15 protein-coding genes are annotated in these 17,412 nt (G+C 64.2%); 5 read left to right on the top strand and 10 right to left on the bottom strand.

Annotation, left to right across the window (positions count from 1 at the left end; translation table 11 throughout):
* Window positions 1-13: 13 nt before the first annotated feature.
* From dgoD to AB4Z53_RS11320, 5 genes are all read left to right on the top strand, one after another.
* On the top strand, window positions 14-1,162 hold the full coding sequence (gene dgoD, locus AB4Z53_RS11340) for a galactonate dehydratase (protein WP_223727939.1): 1,149 nt from the start codon (window positions 14-16) through the stop codon (window positions 1,160-1,162).
* An 11-nt stretch (window positions 1,163-1,173) separates the two neighbouring features.
* Complete coding sequence (locus tag AB4Z53_RS11335; protein ID WP_441595883.1) at window positions 1,174-1,950, top strand: SDR family oxidoreductase; 777 nt, start codon at window positions 1,174-1,176, stop codon at window positions 1,948-1,950.
* Window positions 1,951-2,442: 492 nt separating this feature from the next.
* Entirely contained in the window at window positions 2,443-4,158 is a 1,716-nt protein-coding gene (gene araD, locus AB4Z53_RS11330; RefSeq protein ID WP_441595882.1) for an L-arabinonate dehydratase, read from the top strand.
* 10 nt (window positions 4,159-4,168) lie between these two features.
* A complete protein-coding gene (locus tag AB4Z53_RS11325) occupies window positions 4,169-5,071 on the top strand; it encodes a dihydrodipicolinate synthase family protein (protein WP_441595881.1) in 903 nt (300 codons plus the stop codon).
* A gap of 50 nt (window positions 5,072-5,121) precedes the next feature.
* Window positions 5,122-5,820 carry a FadR/GntR family transcriptional regulator gene (locus AB4Z53_RS11320; RefSeq protein ID WP_441595880.1) on the top strand — a complete coding sequence of 233 codons (699 nt, stop codon included), beginning with the start codon at window positions 5,122-5,124 and terminating at the stop codon, window positions 5,818-5,820.
* Window positions 5,821-5,867: 47 nt separating this feature from the next.
* Here the strand turns inward: AB4Z53_RS11320 and AB4Z53_RS11315 are convergent, their stop codons facing one another.
* The 10 genes from AB4Z53_RS11315 to AB4Z53_RS11270 form a co-directional block, all read right to left on the bottom strand.
* Window positions 5,868-7,937, bottom strand: coding sequence for an ATP-dependent helicase (locus AB4Z53_RS11315; RefSeq protein WP_441595879.1), 2,070 nt, complete (start codon window positions 7,935-7,937; stop codon window positions 5,868-5,870).
* Window positions 7,938-8,244: 307 nt separating this feature from the next.
* Entirely contained in the window at window positions 8,245-8,367 is a 123-nt protein-coding gene (locus AB4Z53_RS11310) for a hypothetical protein (protein WP_291148867.1), read from the bottom strand.
* Window positions 8,368-8,507: 140 nt separating this feature from the next.
* Complete coding sequence (locus AB4Z53_RS11305; RefSeq protein WP_291148868.1) at window positions 8,508-9,947, bottom strand: NAD-dependent succinate-semialdehyde dehydrogenase; 1,440 nt, start codon at window positions 9,945-9,947, stop codon at window positions 8,508-8,510.
* A gap of 214 nt (window positions 9,948-10,161) precedes the next feature.
* Window positions 10,162-11,364: a 3-oxoadipyl-CoA thiolase gene (gene pcaF, locus AB4Z53_RS11300; RefSeq protein WP_441595878.1), complete on the bottom strand. Its 1,203-nt coding sequence runs from the start codon at window positions 11,362-11,364 to the stop codon at window positions 10,162-10,164.
* A gap of 5 nt (window positions 11,365-11,369) precedes the next feature.
* Window positions 11,370-13,340 (bottom strand): 3-hydroxyacyl-CoA dehydrogenase NAD-binding domain-containing protein, encoded by a 1,971-nt coding sequence (locus tag AB4Z53_RS11295; RefSeq protein ID WP_441595877.1) that lies wholly within the window; start codon window positions 13,338-13,340, stop codon window positions 11,370-11,372.
* A gap of 11 nt (window positions 13,341-13,351) precedes the next feature.
* On the bottom strand, window positions 13,352-13,747 hold the full coding sequence (locus tag AB4Z53_RS11290) for a RidA family protein (RefSeq protein WP_043612409.1): 396 nt from the start codon (window positions 13,745-13,747) through the stop codon (window positions 13,352-13,354).
* The gene (locus AB4Z53_RS11285) at window positions 13,725-14,153 is read right to left on the bottom strand and encodes an acyl-CoA thioesterase (protein WP_441595876.1); all 429 of its coding nucleotides are present in this window, start codon (window positions 14,151-14,153) and stop codon (window positions 13,725-13,727) included. The genes AB4Z53_RS11290 and AB4Z53_RS11285 overlap by 23 nt, the downstream gene beginning before the upstream one ends.
* Before the next feature lie 12 nt (window positions 14,154-14,165).
* A complete protein-coding gene (locus AB4Z53_RS11280; RefSeq protein ID WP_441595875.1) occupies window positions 14,166-15,353 on the bottom strand; it encodes an acyl-CoA dehydrogenase in 1,188 nt (395 codons plus the stop codon).
* Between the two features lie 16 nt (window positions 15,354-15,369).
* Window positions 15,370-16,566, bottom strand: coding sequence for an acyl-CoA dehydrogenase family protein (locus AB4Z53_RS11275; RefSeq protein ID WP_441595874.1), 1,197 nt, complete (start codon window positions 16,564-16,566; stop codon window positions 15,370-15,372).
* Window positions 16,567-16,568: 2 nt separating this feature from the next.
* The gene (locus tag AB4Z53_RS11270) at window positions 16,569-17,411 is read right to left on the bottom strand and encodes an enoyl-CoA hydratase family protein (protein ID WP_113538461.1); all 843 of its coding nucleotides are present in this window, start codon (window positions 17,409-17,411) and stop codon (window positions 16,569-16,571) included.
* Between the last annotated feature and the right edge of the window lies 1 nt (window position 17,412).

Below are 17,412 nucleotides of genomic sequence, written 5' to 3'. Positions count from 1 at the left end.
CGGATATCGCACCATGAAGATAACCAAGCTCACCACCTACATCGTTCCGCCGCGCTGGCTGTTTCTGAAGATCGAAACCGACGAGGGCATCGTCGGCTGGGGTGAGCCGGTTGTCGAAGGGCGTGCCCTGACGGTCGAGGCTGCCGTCAACGAACTCTCGGACTATCTCATCGGCAAGGATCCGCTGCTGATCGAGGACCACTGGCAGGTCATGTATCGCGGCGGCTTCTACCGCGGCGGCGCGGTCCACATGTCGGCGATTGCCGGCATCGACCAGGCGCTTTGGGACATCAAGGGCAAGGCATACGGCCAGCCGGTGCATGCGCTGCTCGGCGGCCAGGTGCGTGACCGTATCAAGGTCTATTCCTGGATCGGCGGCGACCGCCCGTCCGACGTCGCCAACAATGCGCGCGACGTGGTTGCCCGCGGCTTCAAGGCGATCAAGCTCAATGGTTGCGAGGAAATGCAGATCGTCGACACCTGGGAAAAGGTGGAGAAGGCGGTCGAAACCATCGCGACGATCCGCGAGGCGATCGGCCCGCATATCGGCATCGGCGTCGATTTCCACGGCCGCGTTCACCGGCCGATGGCCAAGGTTCTGGCGAAGGAGCTGCAGCCCTTCAACCTGATGTTCATCGAAGAGCCGGTGCTTTCGGAAAACCGCGAGGCGCTGAAGGAAATCGCCAACCATTGCTCGACGCCGATCGCGCTCGGTGAGCGGCTCTATTCGCGCTGGGACTTCAAGTCGGTGCTGGCCGACGGTTATGTCGATATCCTGCAGCCCGACCTCTCGCATGCCGGTGGCATCACCGAGTGCCGCAAGATTGCTGCGATGGCGGAAGCCTACGACGTGGCGCTGGCACCGCATTGCCCGCTGGGGCCGATCGCGCTTGCCGCCTGCCTTCAGGTCGATGCCGTCAGCTACAACGCCTTCATCCAGGAACAGAGCCTCGGCATCCACTACAATACCGGTAACGATATTCTCGACTACGTCTCCAACAAGGAAGTCTTCCACTACGCGGATGGCTTTGTCTCGATCCCGCAAGGACCGGGTCTCGGCATCGAGGTGGATGAGCAATATGTGATCGAACGGGCGAAGGAAGGCCATCGCTGGCGCAACCCGGTCTGGCGCCACGCCGACGGCAGCGTCGCCGAGTGGTAGGGAGCGCGGATATGGCGGGTCGCCTTGACGGAAAACGCGTCGTTGTCACCGGCGCCGCACAGGGCATCGGCCTTGCGATCGCCGAAACCTTCCTTGGCGAGGGGGCGAGCCTCTTCCTCATCGACCGTGACGGCGACCTGTTGGCGAGCGAAGCCGAGCGCCTGCGTGCGTCGGGCGGAACGGTCGGCTATACCACGGCCGATATCACCGATGCCGATGCCATCGAAGAGGCCATTTCTGCCGCTGCCCGCGAGATCGGCCAGCCGAATGCGCTCGTCAACAATGCCGGCGTCAATGTCTTCTTCGAGCCGTTGAAACTCTCGGATACCGATTGGCAGCGCTGCTTCGACATCAATCTCAAGGGCGCGTGGAATTGCAGCAAGGCTGTGCTGCCGGGCATGATCGAGGCAGGAGGCGGCGTAATCCTCAATATCGCCTCGACCCACGCCTTCACCATCATCCCGCACACCTTCCCCTATCCCGTCGCCAAACATGCGCTTCTCGGCATGACCAAGGCGCTGGGGCTCGAATATGCCGGGCAGGGCGTGCGTGTGAATGCGCTGGCGCCGGGCTATGTCCGCACGCAGAAGGCCGTGGAATACTGGAATTCGTTCCCCGATCCGGTCGCCGCCGAGGCGGACACGATGAAGCTTCATCCCGGCGGCCGCATTGCCAGCCCAGAGGAAATAGCCAAGGCTGCGCTCTTCATGATCTCGGACGAATGCCCGTTCATGAATGCCACCTGCCTGACAGTCGATGGCGGGATGAGCGTGCTGCATCATCCCTGAGACTTCGGTCCGCAACAAGTCTATCCACAGAGGCGGGTGCCAGCGAGCGGCCGGCGCCGGTTGCTACGGCACGTTCCATCCTCCAGTCGCCGGCGTCCGCGGCTGGTTGGCGCCCGAACCCTTCGGGCATTGAGATTTTGCCGAATGTAGCTCGCGGAAGAAACCGTGCCGTGAGCGAGCCGACATCGGCCACGACCGCGACGTCTCGGTAGATCACCTGTCTTCACCGGTCTTTGCCATCATGAGATGAAGACAGTCAGACGAGCGGGCGACAGTCCTCTCCCGCAGACGTGGCCGTCTACCGCGTCCTCTGCTGAGCGCTCACTTCTACCTGCCACGCTCAGCGTCAGTTCGCGATGGTTCGCACACGGACCCCAATGCCTGATTGCCGATCTCCGTAGCCGCAGAAATGCTTGACCAAAAAATAACTCCGATTATATGAGAAATACAAAGTCAGGATCACGGGAGACCTGGCGGGGCATCGGAGGGCACATGACCAGAAAATTGCGATCGCAGCATTGGTTCGGCGGGCTGGACAAGGACGCGTTCATTCATCGCAGCTGGATGAAGAACAACGGATTGCCCGACGATGTCTTCGACGGGCGGCCGGTGATCGGTATCTGCAACACCTTCTCGGAGTTGACGCCCTGCAACGCGCATTTCCGAGGGCTGGTCGAGCACATCAAGGCGGGCGTGCTCGAGGCAGGTGGGCTGCCGCTGGAGTTTCCGGTGTTTTCCTGCGGCGAGTCCAACCTGCGGCCGACCGCCATGTTGTTCCGTAACCTCGCCTCGATGGATGTCGAGGAGGCGATCCGCGGCAACCCGATCGACGGCGTCGTGCTGATGGCAGGCTGCGACAAGACCACGCCGTCACTGGTGATGGGGGCCGCGTCCTGTGATCTTCCTTCGATCGTCATTTCCGGCGGGCCGATGTTGAACGGCCGTTTCAAGGGCAGGACGATCGGTTCGGGGACGGACGTGTGGAAGTTTTCCGAAGACGTGCGTGCAGGTGTCATGTCGCAACAGGATTTCATGGCCGCCGAAAGCGCCATGTCGCGCTCGCCGGGGCACTGCATGACGATGGGCACCGCCTCAACCATGGCGTCCATGGTTGAGGCGCTCGGGCTTGCGCTGCCCGGCAATGCGGCCTGTCCGGCGGTTGACGCCGGCCGCGCCCGGCTGGCGCGGCTGACCGGGCGGCGGATCGTCGAGATGGTGGCAGAGGATCTGCGCCTGTCGAAGATCCTGACCCGTGAGGCCTTCGCTAACGCCATCCGCGTCAATGGCGCGATCGGCGGTTCCACCAATGCGGTGGTGCACCTCCTGGCGATTGCCGGCCGGATCGGTACGGCACTCTCGCTTGACGACTGGGATCGGCTCGGTCGCGACGTCCCGACCATCCTCAACCTCATGCCTTCGGGTCGCTATTTGATGGAAGATTTCCATTATGCCGGCGGGCTGCCTGCCGTCATGAAGGAGATCGCTGACCTCCTGGACCTCGGCGCGTTGACGGTGACGGGACAGAACGTCGGCGCCAACATCGAAAGCGTCGAGAACTACGACGACGATGTCATCCTGCCGCTCGATCGGGCTCTCACCGCAAGCGGCGGGATTGCCGTATTGCGCGGCAACCTTGCGCCTGATGGCGCGATCATCAAGCCTTCCGCGGCGACACCGGCGCTGATGCAGCACCGTGGTCGCGCTGTCGTGTTCGAAACCATCGATCATTACAAGGCGCGTATCGATGACCCGGATCTTAATATCGACGAGACCTCGATCATGGTGCTGAAGAACTGCGGCCCGAAGGGATATCCGGGCATGGCGGAGGTCGGCAACATGGCTCTCCCTCAGAAGCTGCTGAAAAACGGTGTGCGCGACATGGTCAGGATTTCGGATGCCCGGATGTCGGGCACCGCCTTTGGCACTGTCGTTCTCCATACGGCGCCGGAAGCCGCTGTCGGCGGCCCGCTGGCGCTGGTGCGAGACGGCGACTGGATCGAACTCGACGTTGTCGGCCGCCGCCTCCATCTCGACGTGAGCGAAGAGGAACTGGCGCGCCGAAAAGCCGCCTGGACCGCACCGATCCCGGAAATGACAGGTGGCTACCAGGGCCTCTATGTCGAGCGCGTGATGCAGGCCGACACCGGAGCGGATCTCGATTTCCTTGTCGGCGGCCGCGGCCACGCGGTTCCGCGCGAAAGCCACTGAGGAGGCAACGGTGGACGACTTCCGCATCGAAAACCTTCACGGCATCCACGCTATCCTCTACGCGTTGTTCGACGCAGACGAAAAGCTCGACCGTGCCGCCATGCGACGCCAGACGGAAATCTGCCTGGAAAGCGGCGTGCACGGCATGGCCGGGCTTGGCTTGGCAACCGAGGCCTCAAAGCTCGACGAGGCCGAACGCATGGCGATCATGGAGTGGCTGGTCGAGGACACGGGCGGCCGTGTACCGGTCGCGCTGACGATCTTTGGCTCGTCGGTCGAGGAGCAGGTGCGCCAGGCGCGGCATGCGGCACGGGCCGGCGCCGACTGGCTGATCCTCCAGCCGCCGATGGTCGGCCAGCTCTCGGCCGCCGAATACATGCGCTTCTTCGGCCGCGTCGCCGATCAGACCGATCTGCCGCTTGCCATCCAGAATGCCCCGGCCTTGATGGGCCGCGGGCTGACGGCCGCCGATATCCGCGAGCTTGTACGCCAGCATTCAAATATCCGGCTGGTGAAGGGCGAGGGGCCCGTCGTCGACATAGCGCATCTCATCGAGGTTACCGAGGGCCGGCTGCCGGTGTTCAATGGCCGTGCGGGCCTTGAGCTGCTCGAGAACCTGCGCATCGGTTGCCATGGTCTGATCCTCGCGCCTGACTCGATCGACTACGCCGTGCGCGCCTATGAGTTCTTTTCAGACGGTTGGGACGAGCACGCGGAAGAGGCTTATCGGCAGATGCTGCCCGGTGTGGTCTTTACCATGCAAGGCATCGAGACACTGCTTTGTTACGGCAAGCGCCTTTTCGGCGAGCGGGCGGGCATAGCCATCCACGACCGTGCGCCGGCCATGCGACCGACCGCAATTGGCATCGAGATGACGCGCCGCTACGCCGCTGCGATGGGTGGCTTTTCCTGACTGGGGCGACCGGCTATGAACGGGGCGGAGATGCAACGGAGAGTGCGGGCATGAAGGCAATCGCTCGGGAGGATCGCGGCCTGCCGGCCCGTATTGCGGGCGATATCGGCCGCCGCATCACGCTCGGCGAGCTGAAGGTCGGCGATACCCTGCCGAAGGAAGCCGACATGCTGGCGACGCTCGGCGTCAGCCGCACGACGCTGCGCGAAGCGCTGAAGATCCTTTCGACCAAGGGCTTCATCGAAGCGAAGCCCCGCCTCGGAACCCGGGTGCGCGCCGCGGAGCACTGGAACACGCTGGATCCCGTCGTGCTTTCCTGGCAGGGCGACGCCGAGGACCAGGAGGCGCTCGCTGAAGAGTTGTTCGAAATCCGCCTTTCGATCGAGCCGCTTGCCGCACGGCTTGCGGCAAAGCGCGGCTCCGCTGCCGAACTTGCCGACATACGCGCCGCATTCCTGCGCATGGCAGAGGGGGGCGTGCGTGTCGAAGAGGCGATCGAGGCCGATATCGCCTTCCACCTGCAGATCTTCCAGGCGGCGCACAACCGCTTTCTGCTGCCCGTCGCATCCGTCATTCGGGCAGCGCTGTCGATTAGCATCCCGAAGACCATGGCGGCTTCGGGCGGGTTCGGCCAGTCTCTGGCGCAGCATGAGGCGATCCTGTCAGCGATCGAAGCTCGCGACGGCGAGGCGGCAGCGTCCGCGGCCGAGACGCTGATTGCGGCGACGTACAAGCGCAATTTCGGCTAGGCGCCCGGCGGTTCAGGGCTGGAGCACCGCTCGCGCCAACCCCACCCTCATTTCCACATGGAACGCATCCGGGCACCGACGTCGATGCGGATCTGTTTGGCGCTACGCTCGCCGGCGGCCGCCGAGACCTTCGGCCAGCTCGTCGTCTCGAAAAACTGCAGCAGCGTCGCCGGAATGAAGCGGGTCCGCGAGGCGTAGACGTGCCGGTCGCCCTGGCTGTTCTGACCGTAGGTGAAGAACCTCTGCGGCAGCACCAATTGGAGATGATCGCGCGCCCGCGTCATGCCGACATAGAGCAGCCGCCGCTCCTCTTCGAGTTCGGCGGTCGTGCCGACGCCGAGGTCGGATGGGATGCAGCCGTCGACGACATTGAGCATGAAGACCGAGCGCCATTCCTGCCCTTTGGCCGAATGGATGGTCGAAAGGATCAGATAGTCCTCGTCGAGCAGGGGCACGCCTGCCTGATCGCTGGTGGCATCGGGCGGATCGAGCGTCAGTTCGGTCAGGAAACGCTCGCGGTTCTGGTAGCCGCCGGCAATCTGCTCGAGTTGCACGAGATCGGCCTTGCGCGTTTCGGCGTCTTCGTGAATGCGGTCGAGGTGCGGTTCGTACCAGGCACGCGCGGTCGCGATGTCCGCCGGCCATGCTGCGTCGACCTTCCGCAGAGCGGAAACGAGATCGACGAAGCTCGCCCAATCCGCTCCGGTCTTGGGTGGCGCCGGGATTTCCGCCAGCGCTGCGAGCGGTTCCGGATCGGCGGCGATCGCGTCGAGAATCTTGCCCGCCGTCTGCGGGCCGATCCCGGGCAGCATCTGCAGCAGACGGAAGCCTGCGACGCGGTCACGCGGGTTCTGTGCGAAACGCAAGGTTGCCAGCAGATCCTTGACATGGGCGCTGTCGAGGAACTTGAGACCGCCAAACTTCACGAAGGGAATGTTGCGACGGGTGAGCTCGACTTCGAGCGTGCCGCTGTGGTTGGCGGAGCGAAACAGCACGGCCTGCTGCTTCAGCGCTATGCCGACCTCGCGATTGGCGAGAACCTGCTCGACGATGTAGGCGGCCTGATCGGCCTCGTCCTTGACGGTGACAAGCTGCGGGCGCTGTTCCGACTGCCTGTCGGTCCAGAGGTTCTTGGTGAACCGTTCCCGTGCGAGCCCGATGACGCCGTTGGCGGCCGCGAGGATCGGCTGGGTCGAGCGATAGTTCTGATCGAGCGTGATGACGTCGGCGGGTTCCGGCGAAAACGCATTCGGGAAATCGAGGATGTTGCGGACCGTCGCGGCCCGGAAAGAATAGATCGACTGGGCGTCGTCCCCGACGACGGTCAGGCCGTGGCCCTCGGGTTTGAGCGACAGCAGGATCGAGGACTGAAGGCGGTTCGTATCCTGATACTCGTCGACCAGGATGTGATCGAAACGGCCGCTGATATCCTGGGCCAGTTCTGCGTCGGACACCATCTGGGCCCAGTAGAGAAGGAGATCGTCGTAATCGAGCACGTTCTGCGTTTGCTTGGCCTCCACGTAGCCGGCAAACAGTTCCTTCAGTTGCTGTTCCCAGCTCACGGCCCACGGATACGCGGTTTTCAGGACATCGATGATCGAGCTCTCCGAATTCACGACGCGCGAGTAGATCGCAAGGCATGTGCCTTTGGTCGGAAAGCGGCTTTCCATCTTGGAGAAGCCGAGTTCGTGGCGGACAAGGTTCATGAGGTCGGCGCTGTCTTCGCGATCATGGATGGTAAAATCCGCGCCGAGGCCGATCTGTTCGGCATAGATCCTCAGGATCCGCGAGCCGATCCCGTGGAACGTGCCGGCCCAGGAAAGCGCGTCGGTCATGACCGCGGCGTTGTCGCCGAGCACCTGGCGACAGATACGCCCGACCCGGCGCGTCATCTCCGCGGCGGCGCGGCGCGAAAAGGTCATCAGCAGAATGCGGCGCGGGTCCGCGCCGTTGACGATCAGATGCGCGACCCGATGCGCAAGCGTGTTCGTCTTGCCAGACCCGGCGCCCGCGATGATCAGCAGAGGGCCACCGGCCTCGCCATGCGGCAATCCCACACCATGCACCACCGCCTCGCGCTGGCGGTCATTCAGTTTTTCGAGATAGGCGGCGCTCATTCGTGTCCAGGCGTTCTCAGCAAGATTTCCGAATTGTTCCCGTCCATGTCTTTGAAAGACTTCACGGATTCCGGTTCACGGAGATCTGATCCATCGTTTTCGGCAGATGACTCGGAACAAAAATGGAACGTATCAGCTTCGATCGTCGCTGGAAACCCGGCACACCGGCTATCACCAGGTCGCTGGCCGATGGGCAACGCAAGAATGCAATCTCAGGAACGGGTTTCGGAGCTTCGCCGGTCGCCGCTTCATACCGATGTGCAGACATCCCTCCGGAGACGACGCGGAAGAGAACGATAGGGCGCGTTCAGATCGCCCGGGCCACGACCTGTGCCGCGACCGATACCAGCAGGGCGGCCAGGGCAACGGCCGTGCCAAATCGCGCGATTTTCATGCGGCGGCCACGCGCGCCATCCCAATCATAGCCCATCATTGCTCTCCCTCGGCATCATGCCTGGCGGGGATGGTGGCCATATTTGGTAACGAGGACGTAAATTTGCGGTTGCTACTATGCGGGCCTTGCCTCCCGCCCGTGCAATCAGGCGCGAACGGGAGGCATAGAAGCAACGATTACAGGCTCTTGCGCGTGACGAAGCGGGTTTCCAGATAGGCTTCGATCGCCTCGGAGCCGCCTTCGGTGCCGTAGCCGGAATCCTTGATGCCGCCGAAGGGGACTTCTGGCAGCGCCAGGCCAAGATGGTTGATCGAGATCATTCCGCTCTCGACCTCGGTGGCGAGGCGATGGGCGCTTCTTTCCGAACCGGTGAAGGCATAGGCCGCAAGTCCGAACGGCAGGCGGTTGGCCTCGTTGATCGCGTCGTCCAAAGTGCCGAAGCGGTTGATGATGGAAACGGGGCCGAAGGGTTCGTCGTTCATGATGCGGGCGCTGAGCGGCACGTCGGCAAGAACCGTCGGCTCGAAGAAATAGCCGCGATTGCCGATGCGATGGCCACCGGTTGCCAGCCGGCCGCCATGCTCGACGGCATCGGCGACCAGGCTCTCGATCGCCGGGATGCGCCGCTCATTGGCAAGCGGTCCCATGTCGATGCCGGCTTCCAGGCCATTGCCGACCTTGATCTTTTTCGATGCGGCAACGAAGCCTTCGAGGAACTGGTCCGCCACCCGTTCCTGCACCAGGAAGCGGGTCGGCGACACGCACACCTGCCCGGCATTGCGATACTTGCTGCCGGACATTATCGCGACCGCCTGCTCAATGTCGGCGTCTTCGGTGACGATGACCGGGGCATGGCCGCCGAGTTCCATCGTCGCGCGCTTCATGTGCTGGCCGGCGAGGGATGCCAGTATCTTGCCGACCGGTGTCGAGCCGGTGAAGGACATCTTGCGGATCACCGGATGGGAGATCAGATACTCCGAGATGACCGCCGGCACGCCGTAGACCAGGTTGACGACGCCAGCGGGAATGCCGGCATCGACGAAGCAGCGGATCAGTTCGGCCGGCGAGGCCGGCGTTTCCTCGGGCGCCTTGACGATGATCGAGCAGCCGGTCGTCAGCGCGGCGGACAGCTTGCGCACCACCTGATTGATCGGGAAATTCCAGGGTGTGAAGGCAGCGACCGGGCCGACCGGCAGCTTGACCGTCATCTGGGTGACATCAGGCGCACGCGGCGGGATGATCTGGCCATAGGCGCGCTTTCCTTCCTCGGCGAACCATTCGATGATCTCGGCGGCGCTTAATATTTCGCCCTTGGACTGGGAAAGCGGCTTGCCCTGTTCCCGCGTCATCAGCCAGGCGATGTCGCCGGCGCGCTCGCGCAGCAGACCGGCTGCCGTCCGCATGACTTTTGCCCGGTCGAATGCCGAGGTCGACCGCCAGACCTGGAAGCCTTTCTGGGCAGCACTCAGCGCTTCATCCAGATCCGCAATTTCCGCCCACGCCACATGGCCGATGGCCTCCTCGGTGGCAGGGTCGATGACGGGAATGGTCTTGCCCGCGCGTGCCGGCCGCCAGGTGCCGTCGATGTGAAGGAGGATATCCGGATACTGGGTCATGGGGGAACCTTTGGAGATTGACGTCTATCGCTTCGAATGAGGACGCGCCGCTGTGGAAAGTCGAAAGGCGCGCGATGCGGATCAGTTGGGCGCTTCCGCCGACAATATCAAGACGTGATTTGTCAGGCGCACACCCATCGGATCCGCCGCCCGATGCTGTCACGCGTTCGATCTGATCGAAGATCATCTCCGGCGGACGTTGGAAATGGAGGCGTCACGGCCGCGCGAGCAGCATGGAGATGCCCTGTCCGACGCCGATGCACATGGCGGCGATCGCACGCCTCGCGCCCTGCGCTTCGAGCTCCAATGCGGCGGTCAACGCAAGGCGCGCACCGGACATGCCAAGCGGATGGCCAAGCGCGATGGCGCCGCCGTTCGGATTGACATGAGGCGCATCGTCGGCAAGGCCGAGCTGCCGCATGCAGGCGAGCGCCTGCGCCGCAAAGGCCTCGTTCAACTCGACGATATCGATGTCGCCGATGCCGAGACCAAGGCGCTCCAACAGCTTCCGCGTGGAAAAGACGGGGCCGATGCCCATGATGCGCGGTGCGACACCCGCCGTTGCCATGCCGTCGACCCGCGCCAAGGGCCGTAGTCCGTAACGCTGGACTGCGCCGGCCGAGGCGAGAATGAGCGCGGCGGCACCGTCGTTGACGCCGGAAGCATTGCCGGCGGTCACCGTGCCATTGGCGCGGAAGGGCGTCTGCAGGCTGCCGAGCTTTTCGATCGTCGTCTCGCGCGGATGTTCGTCGTGTTCGACAAGGGTCGTTTCACCCTTGCGTCCCTTGATCGCATAGGGGGCGATCTCGCGGGCGAAACGCCCGCTCTTTTGCGCTGCCGCTGCGCGCGCCTGGCTGCGCAGCGCAAAGCCGTCCTGGTCTTCGCGCGAGATGGAAAACTCGGCGGCGACGTTTTCGGCGGTCTCCGGCATCGAGTCGATGCCGTATTGGTGTTTCATGACCGGGTTGACGAAGCGCCACCCGATCGTCGTGTCGTGGATCTCGGCGCTGCGCTGGAACGGGCCTTCCGCCTTCGGCATGACGAAGGGTGCGCGCGACATGCTTTCGACGCCGCCGGCAACCATGATTTCGGCTTCGCCCAGCCGGATCGCTCGGGCGGCATAACCGACCGCGTCCAGACCGGAACCACAGAGGCGGTTGATTGTCGTTCCGGCGACCGTCTCCGGTAGCCCGGCGAGCAAGGCGGCCATGCGGGCGATGTTGCGATTGTCCTCGCCCGCCTGGTTGGCGCAGCCAAGCACGACCTCGTCGATCGCCTCGGCCGAAACGGATGCGACACGCGCCAGCGCCTCGCGGATCACATGCGCTGCCAGATCATCTGGGCGGGCACTCGACAGCGCACCGCCGTAGCGGCCGATGGGCGTGCGCACGCCGCCGACGATGTAGGCTTCAGCCATGAGATTTATCCTTTGCTTTGCCCGGCGGCGAACATCGGCCCGCCCTTGTGCGCGGGAAATCCGTAGCCGTTGATCATCACGAGATCGATGTCGCCGGGACGTGCCGCGATGCCTTCTGCCAAGAGTGCCCTGCCTTCATCGTCCATGGCGCTCAGCAGGCGGGTCATGATCTCTCCTGTCGCGAAGGCGCGCGGCGTGATGCCCTTGGCTGCACGCGCCGCCTCGATCACCGCCGTGACGTCGGGATCGACTGTCCGCTGCCCATCGGGATAGGCGTACCAGCCGCGGCCACTCTTGCGGCCGAGACGGCCGGCCTCGCAGAGCCTGTCGGCGATTTCGACATAGCGTGTGGCGGGATCGCGGGTTGCTGCCTGTCGCTTGCGTCGTGCCCAGGCGATCTCGAGCCCGGCCATGTCGTTGACGGCGAAGATGCCCATCGGAAAACCATAGGCCTCAAGCGCGGCGTCGATCTCCTGCGGGAGTGCCCCATCCTCCAACATGAACTCCGCCTCGCGGCGATAGGCCGAGAAGATGCGGTTGCCGATGAAGCCTTCGGTGACGCCGGTTACGACCGGCAGCTTGCCGAGGCGTTTGACGAAGGCAAGTGCCGATGCCAGCACATCCGGCGCCGTCTCCGCGCATTGAACGACTTCGACGAGCCGCATCACGTTGGCGGGCGAGAAGAAATGCAGGCCTACCACTCGCGACGGATCGGCAGTGGCCGCCGCGATCGCGTCGGGATCGAGATAGCTGGTGTTGGTCGCAAGAATGGCGCCGGGGGCGACGATGCCGTCGAGCTTCTGAAACAGCTCCGTCTTGACCGTGAGGTCGTCGAACACCGCTTCGATGACGAGGTCAGCTTTCGCGAGCTCCGCGGCGTCAGCCGTCGTCTGAAGCCGCACCAGGCATTCTTCGCGCCCATTAGCGGTCAGCCGCCCGGCCCGCACGGTCTTCTCCAGCGTCTCGGTGATGCGCGCCCGTCCACCGGCTGCGGCTTCCTCCGTCTGCTCCAAGGCGACCACGCGGTAGCCGGAGGTCAAGGCGGAGACGGCGATGCCGGACCCCATCAACCCGGTGCCGACCACGCCGACGGTGACGACCGGCCGAGGCGAAACTTTATCGAGCCCTTCGACCTTGCCGGCGGCGCGCTCGGCAAAGAACACATGCCTGAGGGCAGCGGACTCCGTGGAATCGCGAAGCCTCAAGAAGGTCGCGCGTTCCTCAGCCAGTCCCTGTTTGAGGTCGAATTCGCCGGCTGCCTTGACGAGACGGATTGCCTCGGCGGGGGCCGCCTGGCCGCGGGCCTTCGCCAGAACCTTCGCTTCCGCCACGCCGATGGCTTCGCCGTCCGCAGGCAGAACCGCGATCATGCCGGTCCGACGAAGCGGCTTGCCGGCCTGTTCCTGTATGAAAGCCAGCGCGGCGACGACGGGATCGGCGGCAACGCTGTCGGCAAGGCCAAGTGTCACAGCTTCGGCGCCCTTGACGGCACGCCCGGTTCCGATGAGTTCGATCGCCGCGACCATGCCGGTCAGGCGCGGCAGACGCTGCGTCCCGCCGGCGCCCGGGACAAGCCCGAGCTTGACTTCGGGCAGGCCGAACGATGCCTTCTCGCCGGCGATGCGGCCGTGGCAGGCAAGCGCTACCTCGCAGCCACCGCCAAGGGCAGCGCCGTTGACGGCGGAGGCAACCGGCTTGTTGAAGGCCTCGATGCGCTCGATCACTTCGGGAAGCACCGGTTCGACCGGCGGCTTGCCGAACTCCCTGATATCCGCGCCGCCGATGAAGGTATTGCCGGCGCCGGTGATGACAAGCCCCGCAATCGCCGGCCGTTCGGCTGCATGATCAAGTGCCGCCATCAGGCCGGAACGGACATGCGCGGAGAGCGCGTTGACAGGCGGGTTGTCGATGGTAGCAACGAGAACGCCGTCCTGAAGTCGGGCGGACACACTCTCGGAAAATCGGATCTCGGCCATGCTGCCAAACCTCAATCGGGGACGACGGCGGTGGCCTGGATTTCGATCTTGGCGCGGTCCTCGACGAGCGACACCACCTGCATCGCCGCCATCGCCGGGAAATGCCGGCCGATGGTCTCGCGATAGGCCTGGCCGATGCCGCGCAGATTGCCGACATATTCCTGCTTGTCGGTGAAGTACCAGGTCATGGTGGTGATGTGCTGCGGTTCGGCGCCGCCGGCCGCAAGCACGGCAACAACGTTCTTCAGGGTCTGGCGCACCTGCTCGACGAAATCGTCGGTTTCGAACTCGGACTGCGCATTCCAGCCGATCTGGCCCCCGACGAAGACGGTGCGGCCCTTGGCCGAAACGCCGTTGGAATAGCCGATGGGCTTTGCCCAGCCTTCAGGTTGCAGGATGGTGTGCATCGGTGGTCTCCAGATGTTGTGTCAGCGCGGCGCGGATATCGTCCGGCCAGGCAAAAGAAGCGTGAGTGTCGAGCGAGGTGGCAACGACCCGCTGTTTCGCGGTCCAGAGCACGGTGCCTCTCGCGGAGACCGTGTGCTCCACGTCGAGCGACGATCGGCCAATGCCGCGCACCGCCAGCGCGAAATCCAGTTCGTCGCCCTGAAAGCCCGGACGAGAGAAAGTGAGATCGAGCCGTACCGTCGGCACGCCGATCCGACGCTCGTCGTTCATGGCCTTCCAGGGAAAACCGAGAGACGAAAAGAAGTCCTCCGTCACCCCGACGAGAATGTTGAGGTAGGACGGGAAATAGGCGATCCCCGAGGGGTCGCAGTCTCCAAAGCGCAGCGGTCTTTTGGTCCTGAACATCGATGCCGGACCTCAGTTGGCAAAGGCGGCGATGCCGGTAATGGCACGGCCAAGGATCAGCGCATGGATGTCGTGCGTGCCCTCATAGGTGTTGACCACTTCGAGGTTGACGAGATGGCGGGCGACCGGAAATTCGTCCGAAATGCCGTTGCCGCCGAGCATGTCGCGCGCCGTTCGGGCGATCTCCAGTGCCTTGCCACAGGAATTGCGCTTGAGGATCGAGGTCAGCTCGACCGGCGGATTGCCTTCATCCTTCATGCGTCCGAGGCGCAGGCAGCCCTGCAGGCCAAGGGCGATCTCGGTTGCCATGTCCGCGAGCTTCTTCTGGATCAGCTGGTTGGCGGCGAGCGGCCGGCCGAACTGCTTGCGGTCGATCACGTATTGCCGCGCCGTCTCGTAGCAGGATTCCGCTGCACCAAGCGCACCCCAGGCAATGCCGAAGCGCGCGGAGTTGAGGCAGGTGAAGGGGCCCTTGAGGCCGGTCACCTCAGGCAGCATGTTTTCGTCCGGCACGAAGACCTCGTCCATGACGATCTGGCCGGTGATCGAGGCGCGAAGTCCCACCTTGCCGTGGATCGCCGGAGCGCTCAGACCCTTCCATCCCTTTTCGAGGATGAAGCCGCGGATCAGACCATCCGACGTCTTCGCCCAGACGACGAAGATATCGGCGATCGGCGCATTGGAGATCCAGGTCTTGGAACCCGACAGCAGATAGCCGCCATCGACCTTGGCGGCCTTGGAGATCATCGAACCCGGGTCGGATCCGTGGTCGGGCTCGGTCAGGCCGAAGCAGCCGATCTTGCTGCCGGCGATCAGTCCCGGCAGGTATTTGCGCTTCTGCGCTTCGCTGCCGAAGGTATAGATCGGCACGATGACGAGCGAAGACTGCACGCTCATCATCGAGCGGTAGCCGCTGTCGATGCGCTCGACCTCGCGGGCGATCAGGCCATAGGAAACGTAGTTGAGGCCGGCGCCACCGTATTCCTCCGACACCATCGGACCCAGCAGGCCAAGCTCACCCATTTCGGCGAAGATCGACGGGTCGGTCTTCTCGTGGCGGAAGGCCTCCTGGACGCGCGGGGCCAGCCGGTCTTCGGCGTAGCCTTGGGCCGTGCGCCGCACCATGCGCTCTTCTTCGGTCAACTGCGCATCCAGGTTGAACGGATCCTGCCAGTCGAATGACGCCTTAGAACCATGCATGTTCGACACCCCCTCGTTATCGCCCCGCGCCCTTCATCAGCTCGCGGCCAATGATGAGCTTTTGAACCTCGGTCGCGCCCTCGTAGATTCTGAGCGCGCGGATCTCGCGATAGAGCCGCTCGGTGATCTCGCCGACGCGCACGCCGCGGCCGCCGAAGAGCTGCAGCGCCTGGTCGATGACCCATTGCGCGTTCTCGGTCGCCGTCATCTTCGCCATGGCTGCTTCCCGCGTGGTTGGTCGTTTCTGCACGTCGCGCTGCCAGGCGGTGCGGCAGGTTAAGAGTGCTGCTGCGTCAATAGCGGTCGCCATCTCGCCGAGCGTGCTTTGCGCGGTCGGCAGATCGCCAAGGGTCGCACCGAACATCTTGCGGTTCTTCGCGTGAGACACCGCTTCGTCGAGCGCGCGGCGGGCGAAGCCGATCGCGGCGGCAGCCACCGAAGGGCGGAAAATATCGAGTGTGCGCATGGCGATCTTGAAGCCTTCGCCAGGCGCGCCCAAAAGCTGCGAGGCTGGGATGCGGCAATTGTCAAAACGGAGCCGGGCAAGCGGATGCGGCGCGATCGTCTCGATGCGCTCGGCGATCGTGAAGCCCGGCGTATCGGCAAAGACCACGAAGGCCGAAATGCCGCGCGTGCCGGGTGCTTCGCCAGTGCGCGCAAAGACGGTATAGACGTCAGCGATACCGCCGTTCGAAATCCAGGTCTTTTCGCCGTCGATCACGAAGTGATCGCCGTCGCGCCGCGCGCCGCACGCCATCGCCGCGACATCCGAGCCGGCCTCAGGCTCAGACAGTGCAAAGGCAGCGATCCAATCGCCACGGGCGACCTTAGGCAGGACGGCCTGCTTCAGCGCCTCGGAGCCGGACAGGCTGATTGCGCCGGTCCCGAGCCCCTGCATGGCAAAGGCGAAGTCGGCAAGGCCGTCCGTGTAGGCGAGCGTTTCCCGGATGAGGCACAGCGACCGGCTGTCGATCTCCTCGCTGACGCCGCCGAACGTCTCCGGCACGCAATGGCGGAGCACGCCTGCAGCGCCGAGCGCTGCGACCAGCTTCCTGCAGGCCGCATCGACATCGGCGTGATCGACTTCCCCGAGGCCGCCACGGGCCACGAAGGCATCGAGCTGCGTAGCGAGCGCACGGTGACTGTCATCGTAGAACGGCCAGTCGAGATGGTCGCGGGTCGGTGCGCCTATGGCGGTATCAGGGGAGCCCATGCTCAGTTCCCCTTGAATTCCGGCTTCGCCTTGGCGGCAAAGGCCTCGAAGGCGCGGCGGAAGTCGCCGGTCGCCATGCAGATCGCCTGCGCCTGCGCTTCCGATTCGATCAATTGGTCGATGCCCATCGCCCATTCCTGGTCGAGCATCTTCTTGGTCATAGCATGGGCAAACCAGGGACCGTCGGCGATATTGCGTGCGAATTTCTGGGCTTCGGTAAGCAGCGACGGACGCTCGTGCAGGGCATTGTAGAAGCCCCAGGCATTGCCCTCCGTCGCGGTCATGACGCGGCCGGTGAAGAGCAGTTCGGCGGCGCGGCCCTGGCCGATGATGCGGGGAAGAATGCCGCAGGCGCCCATGTCGGCGCCGGCCAGCCCGACGCGGGTAAAGAGAAAGGCTGTCTTCGCCTCCGGCGTTGCCACACGGAAGTCCGAGGCCATGGCCAGAATGGCGCCAGCGCCGGCGCAGATGCCGTCGACCGCTGCTATCACCGGCTGCGGGCAGGCGCGGATCTGACGCACCAGTTCGCCGGTCATGCGGGTGAAATCCAGAAGATCGGGCATCGGCATGCGCGTCAGCGGCTCGATGATCTCGAAGACGTCGCCGCCGGAAGAAAAGTTGTCACCGGCGCCGGCCAGCACCACGGCGCGCACGTCGCTGGCGCGGGCAAGCGAGCGGAAAAGATCGCAGAGCTCCTCGTAGCTTTCGAAGGTCAGCGGGTTCTTTTTTTCCGGACGGTTGAGGGTGATCGTGGCGACGCGCCCGTCGGCATCCGTTTCGAACAGGAAGTGCCTGGCCTTGTGGTCCTTGAAGGCGCGCTTCTTGGCCTGCATCGGGTTTGTCATC

Origin of the sequence: Ensifer sp. 2TAB8 (genome assembly GCF_052115125.1) — a bacterium.
GTDB lineage: Bacteria > Pseudomonadota > Alphaproteobacteria > Rhizobiales > Rhizobiaceae > Ensifer.
Note: the sequence above shows the minus strand (reverse complement) of the source record. Positions and strands in the feature narration are given on the sequence as shown.

Excerpts from the sequence above, each read along its gene's own strand:
- dgoD (WP_223727939.1), top strand. The coding sequence starts at position 14 with ATGAAGATAACCAAGCTCACCACCTACATCGTTCCGCCGCGCTGGCTG.
- AB4Z53_RS11335 (WP_441595883.1), top strand. The coding sequence starts at position 1,174 with ATGGCGGGTCGCCTTGACGGAAAACGCGTCGTTGTCACCGGCGCCGCA.
- araD (WP_441595882.1), top strand. The coding sequence starts at position 2,443 with ATGACCAGAAAATTGCGATCGCAGCATTGGTTCGGCGGGCTGGACAAG.
- AB4Z53_RS11320 (WP_441595880.1), top strand. The coding sequence starts at position 5,122 with ATGAAGGCAATCGCTCGGGAGGATCGCGGCCTGCCGGCCCGTATTGCG.
- AB4Z53_RS11315 (WP_441595879.1), bottom strand. The coding sequence starts at position 7,937 with ATGAGCGCCGCCTATCTCGAAAAACTGAATGACCGCCAGCGCGAGGCG.
- AB4Z53_RS11310 (WP_291148867.1), bottom strand. The coding sequence starts at position 8,367 with ATGGGCTATGATTGGGATGGCGCGCGTGGCCGCCGCATGAAAATCGCG.
- AB4Z53_RS11305 (WP_291148868.1), bottom strand. The coding sequence starts at position 9,947 with ATGACCCAGTATCCGGATATCCTCCTTCACATCGACGGCACCTGGCGG.
- pcaF (WP_441595878.1), bottom strand. The coding sequence starts at position 11,364 with ATGGCTGAAGCCTACATCGTCGGCGGCGTGCGCACGCCCATCGGCCGC.
- AB4Z53_RS11295 (WP_441595877.1), bottom strand. The coding sequence starts at position 13,340 with ATGGCCGAGATCCGATTTTCCGAGAGTGTGTCCGCCCGACTTCAGGAC.
- AB4Z53_RS11290 (WP_043612409.1), bottom strand. The coding sequence starts at position 13,747 with ATGCACACCATCCTGCAACCTGAAGGCTGGGCAAAGCCCATCGGCTAT.
- AB4Z53_RS11285 (WP_441595876.1), bottom strand. The coding sequence starts at position 14,153 with ATGTTCAGGACCAAAAGACCGCTGCGCTTTGGAGACTGCGACCCCTCG.
- AB4Z53_RS11280 (WP_441595875.1), bottom strand. The coding sequence starts at position 15,353 with ATGCATGGTTCTAAGGCGTCATTCGACTGGCAGGATCCGTTCAACCTG.
- AB4Z53_RS11275 (WP_441595874.1), bottom strand. The coding sequence starts at position 16,566 with ATGGGCTCCCCTGATACCGCCATAGGCGCACCGACCCGCGACCATCTC.
- AB4Z53_RS11270 (WP_113538461.1), bottom strand. The coding sequence starts at position 17,411 with ATGACAAACCCGATGCAGGCCAAGAAGCGCGCCTTCAAGGACCACAAG.